This is a genomic window from Thermovibrio ruber, assembly GCF_055380895.1.
The window spans coordinates 891,772-910,000 of the sequence record NZ_AP042397.1 but is presented as its reverse complement, the minus strand read 5'-3'; the positions used below and the strand labels follow the sequence as shown (position 1 = coordinate 910,000).

Here is an 18,229-nt window from a genome sequence, read left to right as displayed (position 1 = left end):
GCTGTAGTGCTTGTCACGACATTGACTTCATAGCTGCAGCGTACCATTTCCAACAGGGAAGGCTTGTAATCCTCTCAAAAGACATTTATGAGAAGAACTACTACAACAAGTACGGAGACAACCAATTTGCCAACGGTCTTCCAAAGGAGCTGACAAAACTTGATATGGGAATGTACGGAAAGCTCTGACCACCAGCCTACCGCCAGTTGGCGCCTGAAAAGGGAACAAACCCTGGAACTGTTGACCTTACAACTCCAGACTATGCTGGAAAGTGTGGAATGTGCCACCCTGGTGGCGGTCCAATGGAGAAGGATAGAGAAGATAAATTCCTTTACGAAAAATCCCTATCCGAAATTCAAGCTGAGTTGAACAGTGGAGTAATTCCTGGAGACTATGTAACTTTTGAAAACGGCAAGTTTCAACCATTTGAGTGGAAAATTAAAGTTGGTGACCAGACAATAAACAACACAATGGCTCCAGCCTGTTTCCTTTGTCACTCTAAACTTCAATCAATAGAGAGCCACAACGGTATCCTCAACTTCCGGATGGCGGTCATTAGTCGCTACTTTGCAGGAGCTGACACGGCAGCCAGCGGAATGGCTACTCAAAATTCAGATAAAACGTTCAACTACGATACCTCTTTAGACGTTGATAACAGCACAAACGGCCTTCAGATAGACAACAACGTGATAGGAAGGGCGGAGGATAAGCACTGTGGCCAGTGCCACGGTGGCGGCTGGGACGATATAAACGGTGATGGAAAGATAACACCAATGGACTTTGTAATTCAGGCTAAAGACCCTAAATACGTTCAGCCAGACTTCATGAAGGAAGCTAAGGTCTGGTACTTTGACAACAATGCTACAGACGCAAACGGTGTTCCTAAGAACGTTGAAGTCCACCAGTGGGCTGAACACGTAGGTCAGCAAAACGTTAAAGGCTGCGTAGACTGCCATGCTCCCGTTAAACATGATTACATCGGAACCGGCTACTTCCCTAACATTTCTGTTTTAGCCCCGTCCCACGACTTTGCAAAGGGTAACGCAGGGCCTGCCCACGGTATTATGTGGCATCAGATGGCGGGAACTGCAAAGTGTGAAAACTGCCACACAAACCCTGCCGACTTCCACTGGCGCTTTGGACCTGCAGCAAAGGAGCATATGGACAAGATTGCCTGCACTACCTGTCACATAGGGAAGAAGTACTTCTATAGGGTTAAGCTAATAGACTGGACACTTCCACTGTGGGTAGTAAATGGGAATGCAGACAACGTTGTATTCAAAGGACTTGACAAGAACGGATACCTCTACGGTGACCCACAGAATGGAAAGTGGCCAGATGTAGCATGGTTCCCCCAAAGAGACCCAGAAACTGGGAAAGTTACTTGGAAGCTGAAATCTGTTAACGCAATGGGGGTTCTCTACTTTGAGGACAATTCACAAGGAGAGTTTAAGCCTGTTCTTGCAAGGTATTTAGCTAAAGCCTTTAGGCTTGATGTAAACCTTCCGACTAAATACATCTTAATTAAGGTAGATCCTCAGACTCATAAGCCTGTAAGAAGTGGAGATAAGGGAATTTTTACTTTCAAGGTGAAGAAAGGATCTGTTATTGCAAACGATTCTGATCTCAATTCAGGTGAGTGGATGCTCTGGAGAGCTCTCCCCAACTATGTAGATGTTAACCTAAACGGTCAGTATGATGAAGGAGTGGATGTTCAGATTAAGGACGATACGGGTCTCTACAGTGACTCTCCAGACGGAACACCTGAAATCAATACAAAAGAGGAAGTTGAAGCAGCTATCAATACACTTCAGAAGATCATCTCATCCGCAACTGGAAAGAGCGATATCGTCGTAAAATTGGCGGCTTCAACAGATGCCTTTGCAATGACCCACAACATAAGGCCGGCGTTTGAAGCCCTCACCTGTGCCGACTGTCACGGAGGAAGGTCTGACGTCTTGACGGGAGAGTTTTTCACAAGAACAACACCTCTCTACTTCAAGTACGATCCTGAGGTTGAGAACGCTACTTACTTTGACAAGAAGATTGATAGAGCTCCAACAGAAGTTGATTATGCTGATTACGTTAAGGAAGAATTGGCTAAGATGGGATACGGCCAAGAGACTTCGTCTAACCAGCAACAGCAACAGCAACAACAGCAGACCACTACAGGTGGCGGAGGTGGAGGAGGCTGTTCTCTCTCTACGGCTCCTGGATTTGGCGGAGCTCTCTCTTCACTCTTAGGACTTCTACCCCTTGCTTTCCTAAGAAGAAGGAAAAGGGATTAAACCTTATAACTAAGACAGTAACTTAATAGTTAAGGGGGCTTAAAGCCCCCTTTTTTGTTTGTTAGAATTTGGCCACACGGAGGAGATTATGGCCCTGTTAGCCCCATCTATCCTTTCAGCCAACTTTGCCTGCCTTGAGAGAGACATAAAGGAAGCAGAAAGGGCGGGAGCAGACCTTTTACACGTTGATGTAATGGATGGAAGGTTTGTTCCAAACATAACCATAGGAATTCCAGTAGTTGAGTCTATCAGGAAGGTGACGGAGCTCCCGTTAGACGTTCACCTGATGATAGTTGAGCCGGAGAAGTATATACCCGATTTCATAAAGGCTGGGGCAGACTGGATCTCTTTCCACTTTGAGGCTGCCGTTCACCACCACAGAATAGTTGAGCAGATAAAAGAGTTAGGAGCAAAGGCAGGAATAGTTGTTAACCCCTCAACTCCGGTTTCCTTCTTAGAGGAGATTCTTCCCTACTTAGACTTCGTTCTAATAATGTCTGTTAACCCGGGGTTTGGAGGCCAGAGGTTTATCCCAACCTCTGTAAGGAAGATAGAGAAACTACGGCAGATGAAAGAGGAGCTTAACGGGGAGCTCCTTATAGAGGTAGACGGCGGAATAAAGGTGGAAAACGTTGATTCAGTTTTGAAAGCCGGGGCTAACGTGATAGTTGCCGGCTCTGCCGTGTTTAGAGGCGACATTTCCGCCAATGTTAAGGCGTTTAAGGATATTCTCAAAAACTATTAGCGGGGAGAGGTCATGAAACAGGTGAAGCTTATGACGGGAACTGCAAACCCTGAGCTTGCCAAGAAAGTAGCTGCAAACCTCGGAGTGCCACTGGCAGATGTAAAGGTCGGAAGGTTCAGCGACGGGGAGATTCAGGTTGTGATAAACGAGAGCGTTAGGGATTGTGACGTTTTTATCATTCAATCCCTATGCAGGCCTGCAAACGACAACATTATGGAGCTCCTCATAATGGCTGACGCTTTAAAAAGGGCTTCAGCAGGAAGAATTACGGCGGTTATTCCTTACTACGCCTACGGAAGGCAGGACAGGAAGGTTAATCCGAGAGATCCGATCAGCGCAAAGGTTGTTGCAGACGTCATAACAACGGTTGGGGTTAACCATGTTGTTGTTGTTGACCTTCATGCGAAACAGGTTGAAGGTTTCTTTGACGTTCCAGTTGACCACCTTGAGGCAAGGCCTGTTCTTACCGACTATTTCTTAAGGCTCGGTATGGGAGGAGAAGACACTGTAGTTGTCTCTCCAGACATCGGAGGAGTAGCAAGGGCAAGGAACTTTGCAAAAGTGCTTGGCTCTCCCATTGCGATCATAGACAAGAGAAGGCCGAGGCCGAACGTTTCTGAGGTTATGAACATCATAGGAGAGGTTGAGGGTAAGAAGGTGATAATAATTGACGACATAATAGATACGGCAGGAACTATCGTTAACGCTGCAAAAGCTATTAAGGAGAAAGGAGCTACTGAGGTTTACGCTGCCTGCACACATCCAGTCTTTTCAGGTCCTGCAGTTGAGAGGCTCTCTAACGCAGTGAAAGAGGGCTTTATAAAGGAAGTTGTTGTAACCGACACCATTCCACTAACTGAGGATTTTGAAGGAGTTAAAGTCCTATCAGTCTCTGGAATGCTTGCAGAGGCAATCAGGAGGATCCACTACGGAGAATCTATCAGCCAGATGTTCAAGTTCTGATAACGAATACGAGGGGGAGTTCCTTCCCCCTTTTTGATTTTATGACGATTTTAATCAGTTTTCCACCAACTCCTTTAACCCAGTCTCCGCCGGATAGGTGGTATACCTCTAAGTCTGCAACCTTTGACGAGACCGGAGCGTCTATCCCTATGCTGTTTGTCGTGTTGAGACGGAGCTCCGTCCTTATTAACCAGTTCTCTTTTTTCTCTTCGTTTCTGTATATCCAGTATTTGACTCTACATATTCCCGGAAAGTAGTAGCAGTTTTCAGTGTAGAACTCTATCCAGCGGAACTTTCCGTCTGTATCTTTTGCGTAAGAGATGCCACCGTAGTTTTCGTTTATTGATTCAATGTCCCTCTGAAACAGGTAGAAGATAGGTGAAACAAAGGCCTGAAACTGACTGTTCTCAACTGCTGCCTTTCCCGTCTTCTCAACTGCGGAGAAAAAGGCGTAGGTTACTGATATTAAAAAGGCAGAGATGGCCACTGCCAAAAGGAGCTCTATGAGGGTAAAACCTCTAACGGGCTTCGTAGAGTTCAACTAAAACTCCCCTGTCTGGCGTTCCAGCTTCAACTTTTACAACTCTAAATCCCGTAAGGTCTTCAAAGTCTTGGTTTACCTTTACCGTATAGCCTAAAAGGTTTACTTTTTTACCGTTAAAGCTCTTTCCACCGTGAATTATTGAGTTGATGGAATTGTTGGCCGCAACTGTTGAAAGGGTAGTTTTAAGGAATAGATCCGTAGAGTCTGCGCTCTTTCCGGCTAAAACGATGAACGTTCCGAAGGCCATTCCGGCTATTGCAGTTGCTATTAAAACTTCTAAGAGTGTAAAACCTTTTCTCACGTAAACCTCCGGCGATATTTTATACTTTAAGCCGAAACTTAGGAGGGTAAAATGGGAAAGAAGGTAAGACTTGGTGTTAACATAGACCACGTTGCAACCGTAAGGAACGCAAGGAGAACTTTTGAGCCAGATCCCGTTCACGCCGCGGTTATCGCAGACCTTGCCGGTGCCGACCAGATAACCCTCCACGTAAGGGAAGACAGAAGGCACGTTAACGAGAGGGACTTGAAGCTCATAAAGGAGCTTATCCACTCAAGGGTGAACCTTGAGATGGCTGCAACAGACGAAATGGTTGAAATAGCCCTATCTGTAAAGCCCCACCAAGTTACACTTGTTCCCGAAAAGAGGGAGGAGATAACAACGGAAGGTGGGCTTGACGTCATCTCTCAGAGGGAGAAGATAGAGCAGGTAGTAAGGAAATTGAAGGAGGCCGGAATAACGGTTAACATCTTCATAGACCCTGAGCCCAATCAGATAAGGGCTGCAGCTGAACTCGGAGCCGATGCCGTAGAGCTCCACACCGGCCGCTACGCAGAGGCCTTTGCAAGGAATGATGAGGAGGAGACAGAAAAGGAGCTCCGCCGACTTAGAGAGGCCGCCAGAGTTGCGAAAGAGGTTGGCTTAAGGGTTTACGCAGGTCACGGACTTACCTACAAAAATGTTAAGCCAGTTGCAGAGATTCCGGAAATTGAAGAGCTCAACATAGGCCATTCAATAGTTGCAAACGCTATCCTATTTGGTCTTAAAGAGGCTGTTGAGAAAATGAAAGAACTCATAAACGGTTAAGCTTAATGGTTCTTGGTGTCGGAGTTGATATCGTTTCTGTAAAGAGGGTTGAAAGGCTCATTGACCATTTTGGAGAGCGTTTCCTGAACAAGGTTCTTCCTGAAGGGTATGACTACTGCCTGAAGAAGAGGAGAGGGGAGCTCCCGGGCTGCATTGCCGCAAGGTTTGCTCTTAAAGAAGCTACAGTTAAAGCTCTGTCTCAGGCAGGGTATAGAGTTGGAGTTAAAGACGTTTCTGTAAAAGGTGGAGGAAAGGAGCTCATCCTCTCAGTTAGGAAACTTTCCCCTTGGCTGAAGCTCCTCTACTCAATCTCCCACGAAAGGGAGTTTGCCGTAGCTGTTGTAAACGTTATAGAGCTCCGATTCCCCCCATAACTCTTATGAGCCACTGGGCAGTTACCGTATCCATAGTTAAGATGTGTTCAGATATCCACGGTTTAAACACTTCCTCAAAGTATCTCTTAAGTTCCTGCCGGTTTTTCATTTCCTTAATAGAGCGGAGCTCTTCCCTTACCCTGTTGTGTTCTCCGTGGTGGCACTCATAGGCGAAGAAGTGAGCCTTTCTCATCATGTCTTCTTCGTAGCTAAAGTGCTCTTCAACGTCTTTCAGAAACTCGTTTAACAGCTGTTCAATTTCAGTATCACTTCTATTTTCCTCTAAGGCGTCGTAAAGCCTGTTCAGTATCTCAAGCTCTCTCTCGTGGACAACGTTCATTCCCTGGTAGGGAACTAAGGGGAGCTCCCTCTTTTCTATAAGGGCCATGAATTTCTCCTCAGTTTGGTTTCTTACCAAAAAAGTATGGAGATTTCCGGCCGTAAAAAAAATGAGATATGTCAAAACAGTTGACACTCTTTTGAGGCTATCTTATATTTCCATAGCGCAGGCCGAGGTAGCTCAGTTGGTAGAGCAGAGGACTGAAAATCCTCGTGTCGGCGGTTCGATTCCGCCCCTCGGCACCATTTTTTATTCCCCCGCCAAATTAAAAACAAAAAGCCCGGGTGGCGGAATTGGCAGACGCACGGGACTTAAAATCCCGGGGCCGCAAGGCCGTGCGGGTTCGATTCCCGCCCCGGGCACCACGGTTAAGAAAAATTATCTTTCCCGTATGTGATCTCCTCTCCTCTGTTATTTCATAGAAATTTTTTATTTCTTCAATTGATATGTAAAATATCAATCCGATATAAACGCATTTCAATTTCGGGAGGAGAGTATGAGGAAAGCACTTCTCGTTCTCAGTTCTCTCGTTCTTGCCTCGTCTTCTCAAGCCCAAGCAGTTTCAAACGAAGAGATACTTCAGAAACTTCAGCAGCTTGAGAAAAAGGTTCAGGAGCTTGAGAAGGAAAATAGAGAGTTGAAAGAGCTCCTTTACAAAAAAGCTGCAGTTGTTCCTTTAAGGAAGAAGACTGAGAAGGTTAAAGTTGGCGGTAGAGTTCTTTTTAGGTTTTCTCAAACTCAGGACATAGACGAAAACGGTGGAAAGTCTATTTACGGAGATCTGGGAAATGGTTTCACCGTTAGAAAGGCAAGGTTAAATGTAAAGGGTAAGCTCAACGACAACTTTGGATACGGTATTCAGATTAGGGCAGATAGGAGCAGCAAAGTAGAGCTCTGGGATGCCTTCATTAAGTACTCCTTTGACTCAGTTCCCCTTTCAGTAAAAATGGGACAGTTTAAAACTCCTGTCTCTATGTCGTACCTAAAGAGCGGAACGAAGCTTTGGCTTCCTGAAAGGCCTATTGCAGTGAACAAGATTGCTCCCGTATGGAGAGAAATTGGGGTTTCTGCAACGTATAGACCCTTTAAGGGAGTTAAGTTAACGGCAGGAGTTTTTAACGGTGAAGGGTGGAGCTCTGATAAGAACTACAACAAAGATAAAAAATACCTCTACACCTTCGCCGTTGATACAGTCCCCGTCAACAACGACTCACTCTTCTGGAGGTTAAGAGTAGGAACAGTTTTGGGAACAGATGACTCTTCAAAGATGGTTTACACAAAGTACGGAGCATCTTCCGTTAAAAGACACTTAATTGACGTTGAATCAGCACTTAAACTCAAGCCTTATAACCTTTCCCTTGAAGCAGGTTACCTCTACGATAACCCAACAGATGGAAAGGATAGTGACGGGAAAGAGGTCTCTTTAGGAAACGCTAAAGGATACTACGCTCAGTTTGACTACGGCCTTCCATTCTTCCCGAAAGTTCACCTCGTCGGCCGCTACTCCTGGTTAGACCCGAACGACGACGTTGACGACAAGAACGACGTTGACTACACAACAGTTGGCTTCTACTACCTCATAAACGGCTGGCAGGCGGCAGTTAGGTCTTCTTACACCTGGGCTAACGAGAGACACGGTAAGGAAATTGATAACAACCTGTTTGTAACTGAGTTTCAGCTACTCTTCTAATTAAACCTGCTGATTTTCGGCCTTAGCTCGTTTCACGTTTATTGAGAGTGGAAAGGTAGCTTGGGAGGAATTTTTGGAGTTGGAGGGGGAGCTCCCCCGAAAAATCAGGAGCTTTTTCCCCTCCCTTTAACGATTCTCACGTCTATTTTCTCAATGGGGTATTCAATTCCCTTTAAGGGCTTTACAAAGCCGAAGAGGATCTCCCTCAGCGTTTCCTTAACGTAGTGCTTTATATGAATCCTCCTTCCGTTTACAAAGAGCTCCACCTCGTCTGGAAATTGGTCTTCCCTCCTTTTTATGAACGTTTCCTCAATAAAGTCTGTCAGTTTTTCTACTTCGTCAAAGGAAAAGTTCTTAACCCCATCAACGGGAAAGTCTGAAACGATGGCTACTACTCTGTTTACCTGTTTCAACAGCAGAGGTTGGTTCAGCTCTTTCCTCGCTACCTCTATTTTCGGAACGTCTGCTCTCTTAAAGCCTTCGCATATAACGATGTCGTAGTCGTCAAAGAGGAGAAAAGAGAGGAGCTGAAGGTTAAGGCTGTCCCTGTCTATCTCTTTAAACAGAACGAGTTCGTCGGGGGAAACGATGCCGACGGCACCGGCTCCAGCTTTCTTATACCTGTAAGAGTCCTTTCCGGGAGTGTCTTCTATCAGTTTCCTGTGTTTCGTTGACTTCAGGGCTGCTACCGAGTATCCCCTTTTTTTGAGCTCTTTAACGACCTTTGTTGCAACTGTTGTCTTCCCCGAGTTGTGGTAGCCGATGAAAGAGATGACCGGAACCATTTGAGACCCCCTTTTAACTTCAGTTAAGTATAACCCTTAGTTTCAAGTTTCCAATCAAGTATTTGTTTTACAGTTTATAAAAAAAAGCTAATATTCACTTTTCGGGATTAAAGAAGTAAAAAGTATAAAGAATCGTTTAATAGAGGGTAGCCATGGGAATAACAAGAAGAAAATTGCTCAAAGCGACGGGGGATTTTACGGCAGCAGTTACCCATGGCCTTAACCTAAAACCTGCAAAGGCGAACTCCGAGGAGCTGAAGATTACAAAGGCAAGGAGACCAAGACTATATGCCCCTACTGTGCCGTAGGGTGCGGAATGCTGGTCCACTCTATTCCCCACACCAACAAGGTGATAAACCTTGAGAGAGACCCCGACCACGTTATTAACAGGGGAGCTCTCTGTGTTAAAGGTGCAACTCTCAGACAGCTTGCAGGTAGCGAGAACAAGAGGAGGCATACAAAACCTTTCTACAGAGCTCCTGGTTCCTCCGAGTGGAGGGAAGTAAGCTGGGACTGGGCAATAGAGCAGATTGCCCGTAGAATTAAGGAGACCAAGGACAGGACTTTTATAACCAAGAAGGCCAACGGAAACGTTGTCAACAGGTGTGAAGGAATAGCGAGCCTCGGTTCAGCCGCCCTTGACAACGGGGAGGATATTGTACGATATTTTGTGTAAACTTGAGAAAAGGGATAACCTCCTGGGGAACACCCTACAAATATCAACTCCAGGAGGCAAAAATGGGACTACAGAGGATTTTGCCAGGCCTAGTTAAAGAAGTGGTAAAGCAAACCTTAGAGTCAATGGGGAGATTCAGAAAATGTTTCTCAGGAGGTATTTCTAAATGACTTACACAAAATTATTGACACAACCATTGTAAAAAAATAGATTTAAAAATCCTAAAATTATATAGGAGTATTAGGATGGAAAAACCAATAGATAATAATAACAAGAATAACATTAATAACATTATAAAAACATTAAGAGAGGATTTTATTATTATTGGTTTAACTGGTTCTGTCGGAAGTGGATGTACAACTACAGCTCAATTTTTATCGCAAGAAAAAATAAATTATGAAGATATTCTTAAATTTGTAATGGTAGAAGAAAATATCAAGGATTTAAATATGTTTGATGATTTAGAACAATATAGAGCTAGGAGAATAATGTGGTTCTATAATAATAAGGGATGGGAAAAATTCAACCATATTAGGGTATCCAATATTTTATTAATTATTTTCTTGTATTCTTTGAAGAAAAAGTATACTGAAAACTTATTAGAAAGTGTATTAGAGTTTGGAGAAAATAAATTTTTAATTAAAGATATATTTAATATTAATAGGGATAAGGAAGCTGAAGAAATCGAAAAAATTAAAAAAGATATAGAAAATTTAAAAATAGAAGAATTTGTAAATGAAATTCCAAGTAAAGATAATAAAGATTTTAAAGTAAAAAAATTTTTAGAAGAAATAAATAACTTTGTGAATCAGCATGTCAATAAGAGATCAAGTTATACAAAATTATTTCAGAATGTAGGTAAATTTATCAGAAGTGAAGGAGAAGCCTTTCCGAATTCAGGTATATGTTTAATTAATGAATTTGGATTAACTAAAAATTTACCTTATGTATTCATAATTCCCGAGATTATTGCAAAAATAATCGAAATTTATAGAAAAAATAGTAATGAAAAATTTTTTGTTATAGATGCCTTAAGAAATGTTTATGAAATAGAGTATTTCAAACATAAATATAATTCATTTTACTTGTTTTCAATACTATCAAGTGAGGAAGTTAGAAAAGAGAGAATATTTAATAATTTTAAACTTTCAGAAGATGAATATATTGATATTAAATCTTTTGAAGAATCTGCAGAAAGCGAAGCAGATCAAAATATTAATGCATGTATAGGCAAAGGAGATATTTTTATAAATAATGACTTTAATGACTTTAATAATACTCATTACAAGAATTTATTGTATTATCAATTAATAAAGTATATATCATTGATAAGGTATCCAGCTTTATTTACCCCTACTACAGATGAAAGATTTATGCAAGTTGCTCTTACGGCAAGATATAGCTCAGGGTGTATATCCAGGCAGGTTGGAGCTGTTGTTATAGGAAATGATGGATATATTAGGGGTTTTGGATGGAATGATGTACCTGAAAATCATATTCCTTGTGTATATAGGACTCCTAAGGATTTATTTGAAACTGAAAATAAAGAAAAAGAAAATAAAATATTATTTAGCGATTACGAAAGAAGTGATACCTTTATAAGTCATATGAAAAATAAATATAAAGATGAAAAAGAAAAATATGATAAATTTATACATTATCCTTTTTGTTTTAAGGATGAACAAAATGAAATAGAGAATAATAAAAATTTAGAAAAATTGAAGAAAAAATATCCTAAAGACAGATATGTAATTGAAAGGATTAAAACGGAACTCAATATTAAAAATCCTACACGAGAAAGAGCTTTACATGCTGAAGAAAATGCATTTCTACAGATTGCAAAAGTAGGTGGACATTCAGTTAAAGATGGAACACTTTATACTACTGATTCTCCTTGTCAATTATGTTCCAAAAAAATTATGCAATTAAAAATAAAAAGGGTAGTATACATTGATGCTTACCCAGATATATCCACAATTCACACATTACAATCAGGTCCTGAAGAAGAAAAACCAATCTTTGAAATGTTTAGTGGAGCTGTAAGAGAAGCTTACTTTAAGTTATACTCTCCTATATTAGGAAGGAAGGATGAGATTAAACGTATCATAGATGATAAATAAAACGACCGTTTAGGTTGTGTCAATAATTTTGTGTAAGCCATTTAGGAATACCTCCTGAGGAACATTTCCTGAATCTCCTCTCTGGCTTCTAAAAGCCATTCACTACTACAAAATATCGCACACTATCCGTTTTTAACGGCGGTTCCCGTTTTTGTCCATATACCTGGTTGTTCTCCGGAGCCGATAGTTATCATGAGAATTATTTTAAAGGCTCTTAAGTTATTTAAACTTTAAACAACTACGAACCTTAGATTAAAGATAGTCTTAAAGTCGTCTTTTACGGCAAAGGATATTCTCCTTCTTATTCCGATTTTCCTCAGGTTCATGTTAACGTCTGGAGAAACTGCGTTCGTCCCGGCAGTTCCGTGGAAGGATAAAAACTCTACACGGCTGCCTTTTGGAACTTTGAACGTTCTTGAGGAGCTTACAGAGAGTTTCCTTCCGTTGATGATTAAGTCTACAGAGTAGAGAACTTTAGGCTTAAGGAATCTGGAAACTATGTAGTCAAAGTCCGGCTCTATCTCTACACTGTAGAGGTTAAAGAACTCCTTGAGAAGTAGAAGGTGTGTCTTGACCTTTAGCTCTAACGTTGGCATTTGTTTAGAAGTTTCAAGGCATATTGCCGGAACGTTTGCCTCTTTCAAGCAGAAATAAGTTAAGGACTTCCTCTGTTCAGGGTGTTTTGTTTTTGGTGAAAACGTGTGGGTGTTGTAAACGGGGACTTTCCACTCCCTTTTTGTAAAGAATCTGTTAACCCTTTTTGAAACGAGTCTTGCCAGTTTTCCGAGCTGAAAACTTTTGTATCTTTCCTCGTCTATTACGATACACTGTCCCCACGACTTTGGGTTTACTGAGTGGAAACCGAAACCGTCGTGAAGGGTTAAGAGGATGTCGGGCTTGACCTCTTTTATGTAGTTTTTTAGCCACTTAACTCTATCGTAGTCTGGATCTTTTCGTGAAAGGTAGGCAAACTTCCTGTTCATATCGCCGTTATATCCCCGCCTGTTTGCAAGGATAGAGACAAAGTTCATGCGGGGAGCTATGAAAATTTCTCCTCTTTTTACCTTAACGTGCCTAAGTATCTCTGCAGCCTTGTAAGCTCCCGGCTCGTTTCCGTGAATTCCTCCAACTATTAGAACCCTTCCTCCTTTCTTTTCCCCTTTGAGGTAGGTATCTTGAATTGGAAAAGGGGGGAGCTCTATCTGAACTTTGTACGGTTTCTGGCTGGCGAGGGCGTTAAAGGGGAGTAGTGAGATGAGGGGAGCTCCCATTAGAGCTTTTATAAGTTCTCTTCTCCTAAGATTTTCCATTTGTTCCCCTCTTTTATAATATAGAGGATTTTGTTCGTTATGGAAGTGTAATTGTTGGATCTGTAGTTTAACTTCATTCTTACAACGTAAAGGTTTCCAAAACTGAGTATTCTTCCATCTTTTGCTGCTGTTAGGTCTGATATTCTAATCTTAATCCATTTCTTGAACTTCGTTACTCGTTTCTTATAGTTAACCCAATTTCTGTAGTTGCCTTTTTCCCAAACGAAACTCTTTGAATAACAGTTAAGGTATGGTTCTATATCCTTTGGACTGTTTTCCCAGGCTCTTTTCCAGTGAAGAATAAAATTAATTAAAGATTTCTGTTCTGATAAAAATTCTTTTTTTGTTGCATAGCTTAGTTGGGAAACTACAATTACTGGTGTTTTTTTGGGGACAATAAGTTTTTTGAGAATTTTTAGATATTCGTTTTTTAAGACTATACAACCGTTTGTGCTGTGAGGCGGTCTGTTTGGGTTGTTTGTTCCGTGTATCCAGATGCCGTGTCCGTCCCGTTTGAGAATTTTCCTGTCTAACAGGTTGGGATAGTTTAGAGGGAAGGCTCCAATTCCGTAAATTGGAGGGAGGTTTGCCTTCCAGTAAAGGGGAAAGTAGATTCCTTCGGGGGTTCTAAGGTCTCCCTCTTCTAACTTGTCTCCCAGTCGTTTTCCTGTAATGCAGGGGAACTTTCTAACTATAAAAGGAACGCCTTTGTCTATCTTCACTACGTAGAGAATTTCGTTGGTTTTATCAACAAGGATTGCTGGAAGGTTTTGGGGGAGCTCCAAAACGTTTGAAACCAACTTTCCGGCGTAGAGTTTCTGGAGGAGCTCCTTCACTTTCCCGTTCTCTCCTGCGTATGTAAGTAGGAGGAGCTGAAGTTTAAGCTTTTCCTCCTGAGGAAGGGAGTTAATTTCCTTCTGGAGCTCCTGAGGCGTGAAGGAACCGATGTTGGCTATTATCTCTTCAAGTGTTTTTCCAAAGGAGCCGGAAATGAATGTTAAGAGAAAGAGAAAGGAGAGTAAAAGTATCCTCATCAGTTTCTGCTCCCCTTAAGTGTAGAGCCTATTTTACATCAGGGGATCTCTAAATTCCTGAAGAAATTTCATCAATTATCTCTTCTATATCCTCTCTCTTTACCTCTTTTCTTGTAGAGAAGTCTTCTATCCTTCCAGAGAGCCAGAACAGGTATTTAGCTTTCTTAAAGTTTTCGTCTATTCCCTTTCTCATAACTGGCCTAAAGTATCCGATAGGCCTTGACCATACGGTGACGTCATCTGAGCCGCAGTATTCACACTTTGTCCTTCTTCCAACCATCTTGTGCTTACAGCTGTTACAGGTTGTAAGGAAAGGAGTTTTCGTAAGGTACTGTATGGGGAAGTTCTCAATAATGCTGAAGATTAACCTCTCCTGCTCTTCTGGTGTCATCTCCTCTGCAGTAAAGAGGTGCATTATGCTCCCGCCGGTTGCGTAGGACTGAAAGTGTGAGTTAACGTCAATCTGTTTTAACAAATCCTTTTCCTGAAAAGGAGCTTGAAATCCGGAGGTTAAAAAGACCCTTCCGGTTTCTGGGTCTCCGTTTACAAATATCCGTGGTTTTACCTTAGTCCTCATCTGCTACCTCCACAACGTCAAAGATTTTCTCTCCAAATTTCTTAATAGATTCCTCGATAAACCGGTTAAGGACAGGGTCTTTAGATATTTTAAAGTTTTTCCTACCTTCCATAATCTCAGCCAAAGTCTTTGCAAAGGAAAGGTCTTTCTGTGCCATCTTACAGGCTGCGTTCTCACTGGGAGCATATTCTAAAGAGTATAGAACCCTGTCCCTCTCCATAAAGTAGTGGAGCTTCTCGTAGAGGTACTGTGCTATCTGGTGGGCGTAATTCTTGGCATCGTCGTTGAAGAGGCCTTCCTTAAACCCTGCGTTTACCATTCCCTCGTGAACTCCAACTACCGAGAAGATGTTAAACAGTGACCTGTCATCTTTCTGGTAGAAAGAGAGGTATGGAAACAGGTCATTCCAGTGTTTTCTGAGCCACTCCCTCTTCCTCTGAAGAGCTTTAGCTCCAACGTCCATGGTGTAATCAATCATTCTCTTTAGGAACTCAAAGTCGTCTTTTGCAAGGAACAGGAGCCTGTTCATATTTATTGCGTAAACACCGACTCCCCCAACTCCGCTTCCTGAGTGGAACGGGTTTGAACCGGTAACGGCCTCAACTTGTGAAATGTCGAAAAGCATTCTGCAGCAGTTGCTATAAATCATTCCCTCGTCAAAGGGTTTTATGTAGGGGTTCTTCTCCTTGTATACGCTTGGCCTTTCAAAAGGTTCTTTCAGGTAGTTTTGGACGTAGAAGCCTCCGAAGTATTCACTCTCCTTTAGAAGGAGCTTCCAGGCAGGGTTGTCCTTGTCAAAGTCCTCGGTAACGTTTACAGTTACGAGAGGGAACGTAAAGGGGTTTCCGTCTGCATCCCCCCGCCTCATCGCCTTTATGAATGCCGTGTTTATCCTGTCAAAGTAGTGAGAAGGGATCTGGCTGTACGTAAAATCAAGGAGTTTTCCTGCGTAGACCACAGGCTCGTTCTTCAGCCTGCTGTTAGGTTTCCCGAAGTCAAGAGTTATGTTTGAGAACGGGGAGTTTCCGCTTCTAAACGGAAGGTTTATGTTGTAGAGGAATTCCTGCCAAAGGTTTTCAAGGTCGTAGTCTGAATAGCTTTTATTTCCTTCCTTCTCCAGGTAGTAGAGGTAGCCTGCTGCAACGGTTGAGAGGTCGTTTAGCGAAGTAGCACCGCTTACTTCCTGTGCTACAAGACATATGAGGTTTGCACACTGCATAAAGAGGGTTTCCAGCCTTCTTGGAGGAGCTGCCCTCCTTTCGTTCTTTGCATTACTTTGGAGGCCATAATAGGCAATGTCTTTGGCCGATAGACCTATGCAGTAGGCTGAAAGTCTGTAGGTTTGGTGGTGGTATGCCCACCCTTCCTCGTGGTGAACCCTTACCGGAAGGCCTTCGTATATAACGTCAAAGAGGTAATCCTTCATTACTTCACCGACGACAACGTGTTCAAGGACGGGAATCCCCCTTACGAAGTTTGCGTTGTTCCTTGAGACGTCATCGTTGTCTATGAAGAGGTCTATGAGCCTAAAGTACTTGTTGTTCTCCATTAATCTCCTCCACAGGGTAGAAGGGGTTAAACTGGTGTGGAAGAGATTTTAGCTCCTCTCTAATTGCCCTCTTGTCCTCTTCTGTTAGGAGAGGGTACTCAACAGTCCTGAAGATGATGAACGGAGGGGAGTATTTCTTTATTATCTCTATTGTTTGTTTTATAAGATTTGAATATTTTAGAACTAATAAATCATTAACGTCGTCCCTTGAAAAGAGAACTCTCTTAAAGCGTTTCAGTTGGGAGGGGGTATACTCATCTAAAGGTGGAACTTTTACGTCTAAGGCTACGCCGTCTATTAACTGATTCTTTATCAATTTTTCAAGTCTTTCAGGGTTTGTTCCGTTTGTGTCAAGCCTTACAGGAAAACCCCGTTCCTTAATAAAGGAAAGTCCTTCTTCTAACCTCTCCTCTAAAGTCGGCTCTCCTCCTGAAACTATTATGAGTTCTACTCCTAAGGCTTTGAACATTGAGAGCTTTGAGGAGAGCTCCCCGTAGCTCATAAACTTCGGTTTCCCTTTAAAGTGGTGTCTGTTGTGGCAGTGAAAGCAGTTGAGGTTACACAGTTGGAAGTTCGTGTAAAGAAGTGCAGACATAACACCCGGCTGGTCTCTGAAAGTTATAGGAGTGTCAACAGATAAAAAGGGAGAGAGCTCCACCTTCCACTCCTCTAACTGGTTGTAGAGGTCAATATAGGATAGAAGAGGGGAGGGGAGCTCCTTGGCAAGCTTAACCAAGTTCCTCAGTGCAGGAATAACCTCTTCCCAACGCCTCGTTTTGAGACCGCAGTCCGGATTAACCCAGAAGCGCCCCGAACCCCCGCAGGACGCGAAGGGGTTTCCCCACCCATCACGGGCTGGTCTCCCGGCTTGCAGGGTTAGTTAGGCCAGTGCCTTCCCAGAGCAGTGGCTGTTAACCTCTATGCTCCAGTGGCAAAGGCCTTGGTTTTTCCCTGCTCACGGTTGCGAGGACAGCGCCGGACTTTCACCGGACTTCCCGTTCACCCGTGACGGGCAACAGTTTATACTAAGGAAATACAAAAGGCTACTTTTAAACTCTATTTAAGGAGGTTTCTGTTGGAGATTAAAGTTGCAAAGGATAGGATTTACGTGGAACTCCCCAACGGTGAGGAGGCCTTTATCACTTTTGGAATAGACGAAGAGAAGGGAGTTATAGTTGTTAGTACCACATTTGTTCCCGAAAGCCAGAGGGGAAAAGGAATAGCAGGTAGGCTCTCTGCAAAGCTCGTTGAGTTTGCAGATGAAAATGGATATAAGATATACCCCTTGTGTTCCTATACTCAGAAGTACCTTCAGAGGAAAAGGCCAGATTTAATAGCAGGGAGTGAATAGTGGAAGTTGTAATAACTACCGATAGAAAACCCACCCCAGAGATGGTTAAGGAGGCGGAGGAACTCTCTAAGAAGCTAAGAGCTCCCCTCGTAAAGCGCCGTCACGACACGATAAACGCCATAAAAAGGAGGTTTAAGAAAAACGTTTTGGTCGTAAACAGGGATTTAACCCTTACCCTCCATACTCTTAAGGGTCAGAAGCTCTTTTTCCACCCTGGTCTCTTTAAGATACGCCTCCTCAATTACCTTTCCGGCGGGAAGGAGGCTATGGTTGAGGCCATGGATTTAAAGGAGGGGGATACCGTTTTGGACTGTAACTTAGGACTTGCCCAGGATGCTCTCCTCTCTGCCTTCGTTACAAAGAGGGAGGTGGTTGGCGTAGAGAAAGACCCTGTTATCTACGAAATAGTTAAAAGGGGGCTTGAGAGATATAAGCCAAAGGGAAAGCTGAAAGTTGCGGAGTTTGCCTTTAAGTTAGTTAAGCCGGTTCTTGGGGACAACTACGAGTTCTTAAAGTCTCAACCTGATAAGTCCTACGACATCGTTTACTTTTCCCCAATGTTCATTAAACCTAAGTGGCACTGCAGCGTAATGTCTCCGTTTAGAGAGGTTGCGGTTAAGGACTTTGTTTCTCCTGAAACACTGAGGGAGGCAGAGAGGGTAGCCAAAAGGAGGGTCGTAATAAAAGTTAACAAAGGGGTTAAGGAGCTTTTTCCGTTCTTAGAAGACTACGAACTCCAGGGGAGCTCTACGAACGTTGAGTATCTCTACAAAGAAGTAGAGTAGTCACCGCTGCT

General features: G+C 42.8%; 21 protein-coding genes, 2 tRNA genes, 1 pseudogene and 1 riboswitch (1 of these 25 cut by a window edge). Of the genes and pseudogenes, 14 read left to right on the top strand and 10 right to left on the bottom strand.

Annotation, left to right across the window (positions count from 1 at the left end; translation table 11 throughout):
* The 4 genes from ACZ424_RS04845 to ACZ424_RS04830 form a co-directional block, all read left to right on the top strand.
* On the top strand, positions 1 to 188 hold the 3' portion of the coding sequence (locus ACZ424_RS04845) for a hypothetical protein (protein ID WP_464903870.1). It extends 142 nt beyond the left edge of the window; only the last 188 of its 330 coding nucleotides appear in the window; its start codon lies off the left edge, out of view; it ends in the stop codon at positions 186 to 188.
* An 18-nt stretch (positions 189 to 206) separates the two neighbouring features.
* Positions 207 to 2,288 (top strand): hypothetical protein, encoded by a 2,082-nt coding sequence (locus ACZ424_RS04840; protein WP_464903869.1) that lies wholly within the window; start codon positions 207 to 209, stop codon positions 2,286 to 2,288.
* 88 nt (positions 2,289 to 2,376) lie between these two features.
* The gene (rpe, locus tag ACZ424_RS04835; protein WP_464903868.1) at positions 2,377 to 3,033 is read left to right on the top strand and encodes a ribulose-phosphate 3-epimerase; all 657 of its coding nucleotides are present in this window, start codon (positions 2,377 to 2,379) and stop codon (positions 3,031 to 3,033) included.
* Between the two features lie 12 nt (positions 3,034 to 3,045).
* Complete coding sequence (locus tag ACZ424_RS04830; RefSeq protein ID WP_464903867.1) at positions 3,046 to 3,996, top strand: ribose-phosphate pyrophosphokinase; 951 nt, start codon at positions 3,046 to 3,048, stop codon at positions 3,994 to 3,996.
* On the opposite strand, the gene ACZ424_RS04825 is transcribed toward ACZ424_RS04830, so the two are convergent.
* Together ACZ424_RS04825 and ACZ424_RS04820 are read right to left on the bottom strand one after the other, a co-directional pair.
* Positions 3,986 to 4,537, bottom strand: coding sequence for a prepilin-type N-terminal cleavage/methylation domain-containing protein (locus tag ACZ424_RS04825; RefSeq protein ID WP_464903866.1), 552 nt, complete (start codon positions 4,535 to 4,537; stop codon positions 3,986 to 3,988). The genes ACZ424_RS04830 and ACZ424_RS04825 overlap by 11 nt on opposite strands.
* Positions 4,515 to 4,841 carry a prepilin-type N-terminal cleavage/methylation domain-containing protein gene (locus ACZ424_RS04820; protein ID WP_464903865.1) on the bottom strand — a complete coding sequence of 109 codons (327 nt, stop codon included), beginning with the start codon at positions 4,839 to 4,841 and terminating at the stop codon, positions 4,515 to 4,517. Before ACZ424_RS04820 ends, ACZ424_RS04825 begins: the two co-directional genes overlap by 23 nt.
* A gap of 51 nt (positions 4,842 to 4,892) precedes the next feature.
* Here ACZ424_RS04820 and ACZ424_RS04815 point away from each other — a divergent pair, with 51 nt between their 5' ends.
* Together ACZ424_RS04815 and ACZ424_RS04810 are read left to right on the top strand one after the other, a co-directional pair.
* The gene (locus tag ACZ424_RS04815) at positions 4,893 to 5,627 is read left to right on the top strand and encodes a pyridoxine 5'-phosphate synthase (protein ID WP_464903864.1); all 735 of its coding nucleotides are present in this window, start codon (positions 4,893 to 4,895) and stop codon (positions 5,625 to 5,627) included.
* 5 nt (positions 5,628 to 5,632) lie between these two features.
* On the top strand, positions 5,633 to 6,001 hold the full coding sequence (locus ACZ424_RS04810; protein WP_464903863.1) for a holo-ACP synthase: 369 nt from the start codon (positions 5,633 to 5,635) through the stop codon (positions 5,999 to 6,001).
* Here the strand turns inward: ACZ424_RS04810 and ACZ424_RS04805 are convergent.
* Positions 5,976 to 6,389, bottom strand: a complete 414-nt coding sequence (locus ACZ424_RS04805) for a bacteriohemerythrin (protein WP_464903862.1) — start codon at positions 6,387 to 6,389, stop codon at positions 5,976 to 5,978. The genes ACZ424_RS04810 and ACZ424_RS04805 overlap by 26 nt on opposite strands.
* A 121-nt stretch (positions 6,390 to 6,510) precedes the next feature.
* Here ACZ424_RS04805 and ACZ424_RS04800 point away from each other — a divergent pair.
* From ACZ424_RS04800 to ACZ424_RS04790, 3 genes are all read left to right on the top strand, one after another.
* A tRNA-Phe gene (locus ACZ424_RS04800) sits at positions 6,511 to 6,586 on the top strand.
* A gap of 33 nt (positions 6,587 to 6,619) precedes the next feature.
* Positions 6,620 to 6,706, top strand: a tRNA-Leu gene (locus ACZ424_RS04795).
* Between the two features lie 131 nt (positions 6,707 to 6,837).
* Positions 6,838 to 8,031 carry a porin gene (locus ACZ424_RS04790; RefSeq protein ID WP_464903861.1) on the top strand — a complete coding sequence of 398 codons (1,194 nt, stop codon included), beginning with the start codon at positions 6,838 to 6,840 and terminating at the stop codon, positions 8,029 to 8,031.
* A gap of 104 nt (positions 8,032 to 8,135) precedes the next feature.
* Here ACZ424_RS04790 and mobB read toward each other — a convergent pair whose 3' ends face one another.
* Positions 8,136 to 8,816: a molybdopterin-guanine dinucleotide biosynthesis protein B gene (gene mobB, locus ACZ424_RS04785; protein ID WP_464903860.1), complete on the bottom strand. Its 681-nt coding sequence runs from the start codon at positions 8,814 to 8,816 to the stop codon at positions 8,136 to 8,138.
* 152 nt (positions 8,817 to 8,968) lie between these two features.
* On the opposite strand from mobB, the gene ACZ424_RS04780 reads away from it, so the two are divergent.
* The 3 genes from ACZ424_RS04780 to ACZ424_RS04770 all read left to right on the top strand — a co-directional run bounded on the left by ACZ424_RS04780 (position 8,969) and on the right by ACZ424_RS04770 (position 11,612).
* The gene (locus ACZ424_RS04780) at positions 8,969 to 9,124 is read left to right on the top strand and encodes a hypothetical protein (protein WP_464903859.1); all 156 of its coding nucleotides are present in this window, start codon (positions 8,969 to 8,971) and stop codon (positions 9,122 to 9,124) included.
* A gap of 8 nt (positions 9,125 to 9,132) precedes the next feature.
* Positions 9,133 to 9,492, top strand: coding sequence for a hypothetical protein (locus ACZ424_RS04775; RefSeq protein ID WP_464903858.1), 360 nt, complete (start codon positions 9,133 to 9,135; stop codon positions 9,490 to 9,492).
* Between the two features lie 245 nt (positions 9,493 to 9,737).
* Positions 9,738 to 11,612 carry a deaminase gene (locus tag ACZ424_RS04770; protein ID WP_464903857.1) on the top strand — a complete coding sequence of 625 codons (1,875 nt, stop codon included), beginning with the start codon at positions 9,738 to 9,740 and terminating at the stop codon, positions 11,610 to 11,612.
* A gap of 230 nt (positions 11,613 to 11,842) precedes the next feature.
* On the opposite strand, the gene ACZ424_RS04765 is transcribed toward ACZ424_RS04770, so the two are convergent.
* From ACZ424_RS04765 to ACZ424_RS04740, 6 genes and pseudogenes are all read right to left on the bottom strand, one after another.
* Positions 11,843 to 12,922, bottom strand: a complete 1,080-nt coding sequence (locus ACZ424_RS04765; protein ID WP_464903856.1) for a M99 family carboxypeptidase catalytic domain-containing protein — start codon at positions 12,920 to 12,922, stop codon at positions 11,843 to 11,845.
* The gene (locus ACZ424_RS04760; protein ID WP_464903855.1) at positions 12,892 to 13,956 is read right to left on the bottom strand and encodes a L,D-transpeptidase family protein; all 1,065 of its coding nucleotides are present in this window, start codon (positions 13,954 to 13,956) and stop codon (positions 12,892 to 12,894) included. The genes ACZ424_RS04765 and ACZ424_RS04760 overlap by 31 nt, the downstream gene beginning before the upstream one ends.
* Positions 13,957 to 14,005: 49 nt before the next feature.
* Entirely contained in the window at positions 14,006 to 14,533 is a 528-nt protein-coding gene (gene nrdD / locus ACZ424_RS04755; protein WP_464903854.1) for an anaerobic ribonucleoside-triphosphate reductase, read from the bottom strand.
* On the bottom strand, positions 14,523 to 16,082 hold the full coding sequence (gene nrdD, locus ACZ424_RS04750; protein ID WP_464903853.1) for an anaerobic ribonucleoside-triphosphate reductase: 1,560 nt from the start codon (positions 16,080 to 16,082) through the stop codon (positions 14,523 to 14,525). The genes nrdD (ACZ424_RS04755) and nrdD (ACZ424_RS04750) overlap by 11 nt, the downstream gene beginning before the upstream one ends.
* Positions 16,060 to 16,818 carry a radical SAM protein gene (locus tag ACZ424_RS04745; protein ID WP_464903852.1) on the bottom strand — a complete coding sequence of 253 codons (759 nt, stop codon included), beginning with the start codon at positions 16,816 to 16,818 and terminating at the stop codon, positions 16,060 to 16,062. The genes nrdD (ACZ424_RS04750) and ACZ424_RS04745 overlap by 23 nt, the downstream gene beginning before the upstream one ends.
* 24 nt (positions 16,819 to 16,842) lie before the next feature.
* Positions 16,843 to 16,956, bottom strand: a pseudogene (locus ACZ424_RS04740) (hypothetical protein); the annotation flags it as partial.
* Positions 16,919 to 17,104, bottom strand: a riboswitch (cobalamin riboswitch). Its footprint overlaps the pseudogene before it by 38 nt.
* A gap of 53 nt (positions 17,105 to 17,157) precedes the next feature.
* Between ACZ424_RS04740 and ACZ424_RS04735 the strand changes: the two are divergent.
* The gene (locus ACZ424_RS04735) at positions 17,158 to 17,433 is read left to right on the top strand and encodes a GNAT family N-acetyltransferase (RefSeq protein ID WP_464903851.1); all 276 of its coding nucleotides are present in this window, start codon (positions 17,158 to 17,160) and stop codon (positions 17,431 to 17,433) included.
* On the top strand, positions 17,433 to 18,218 hold the full coding sequence (locus tag ACZ424_RS04730; RefSeq protein ID WP_464903850.1) for a class I SAM-dependent methyltransferase: 786 nt from the start codon (positions 17,433 to 17,435) through the stop codon (positions 18,216 to 18,218). The genes ACZ424_RS04735 and ACZ424_RS04730 overlap by 1 nt, the downstream gene beginning before the upstream one ends.
* Positions 18,219 to 18,229: the final 11 nt, after the last annotated feature.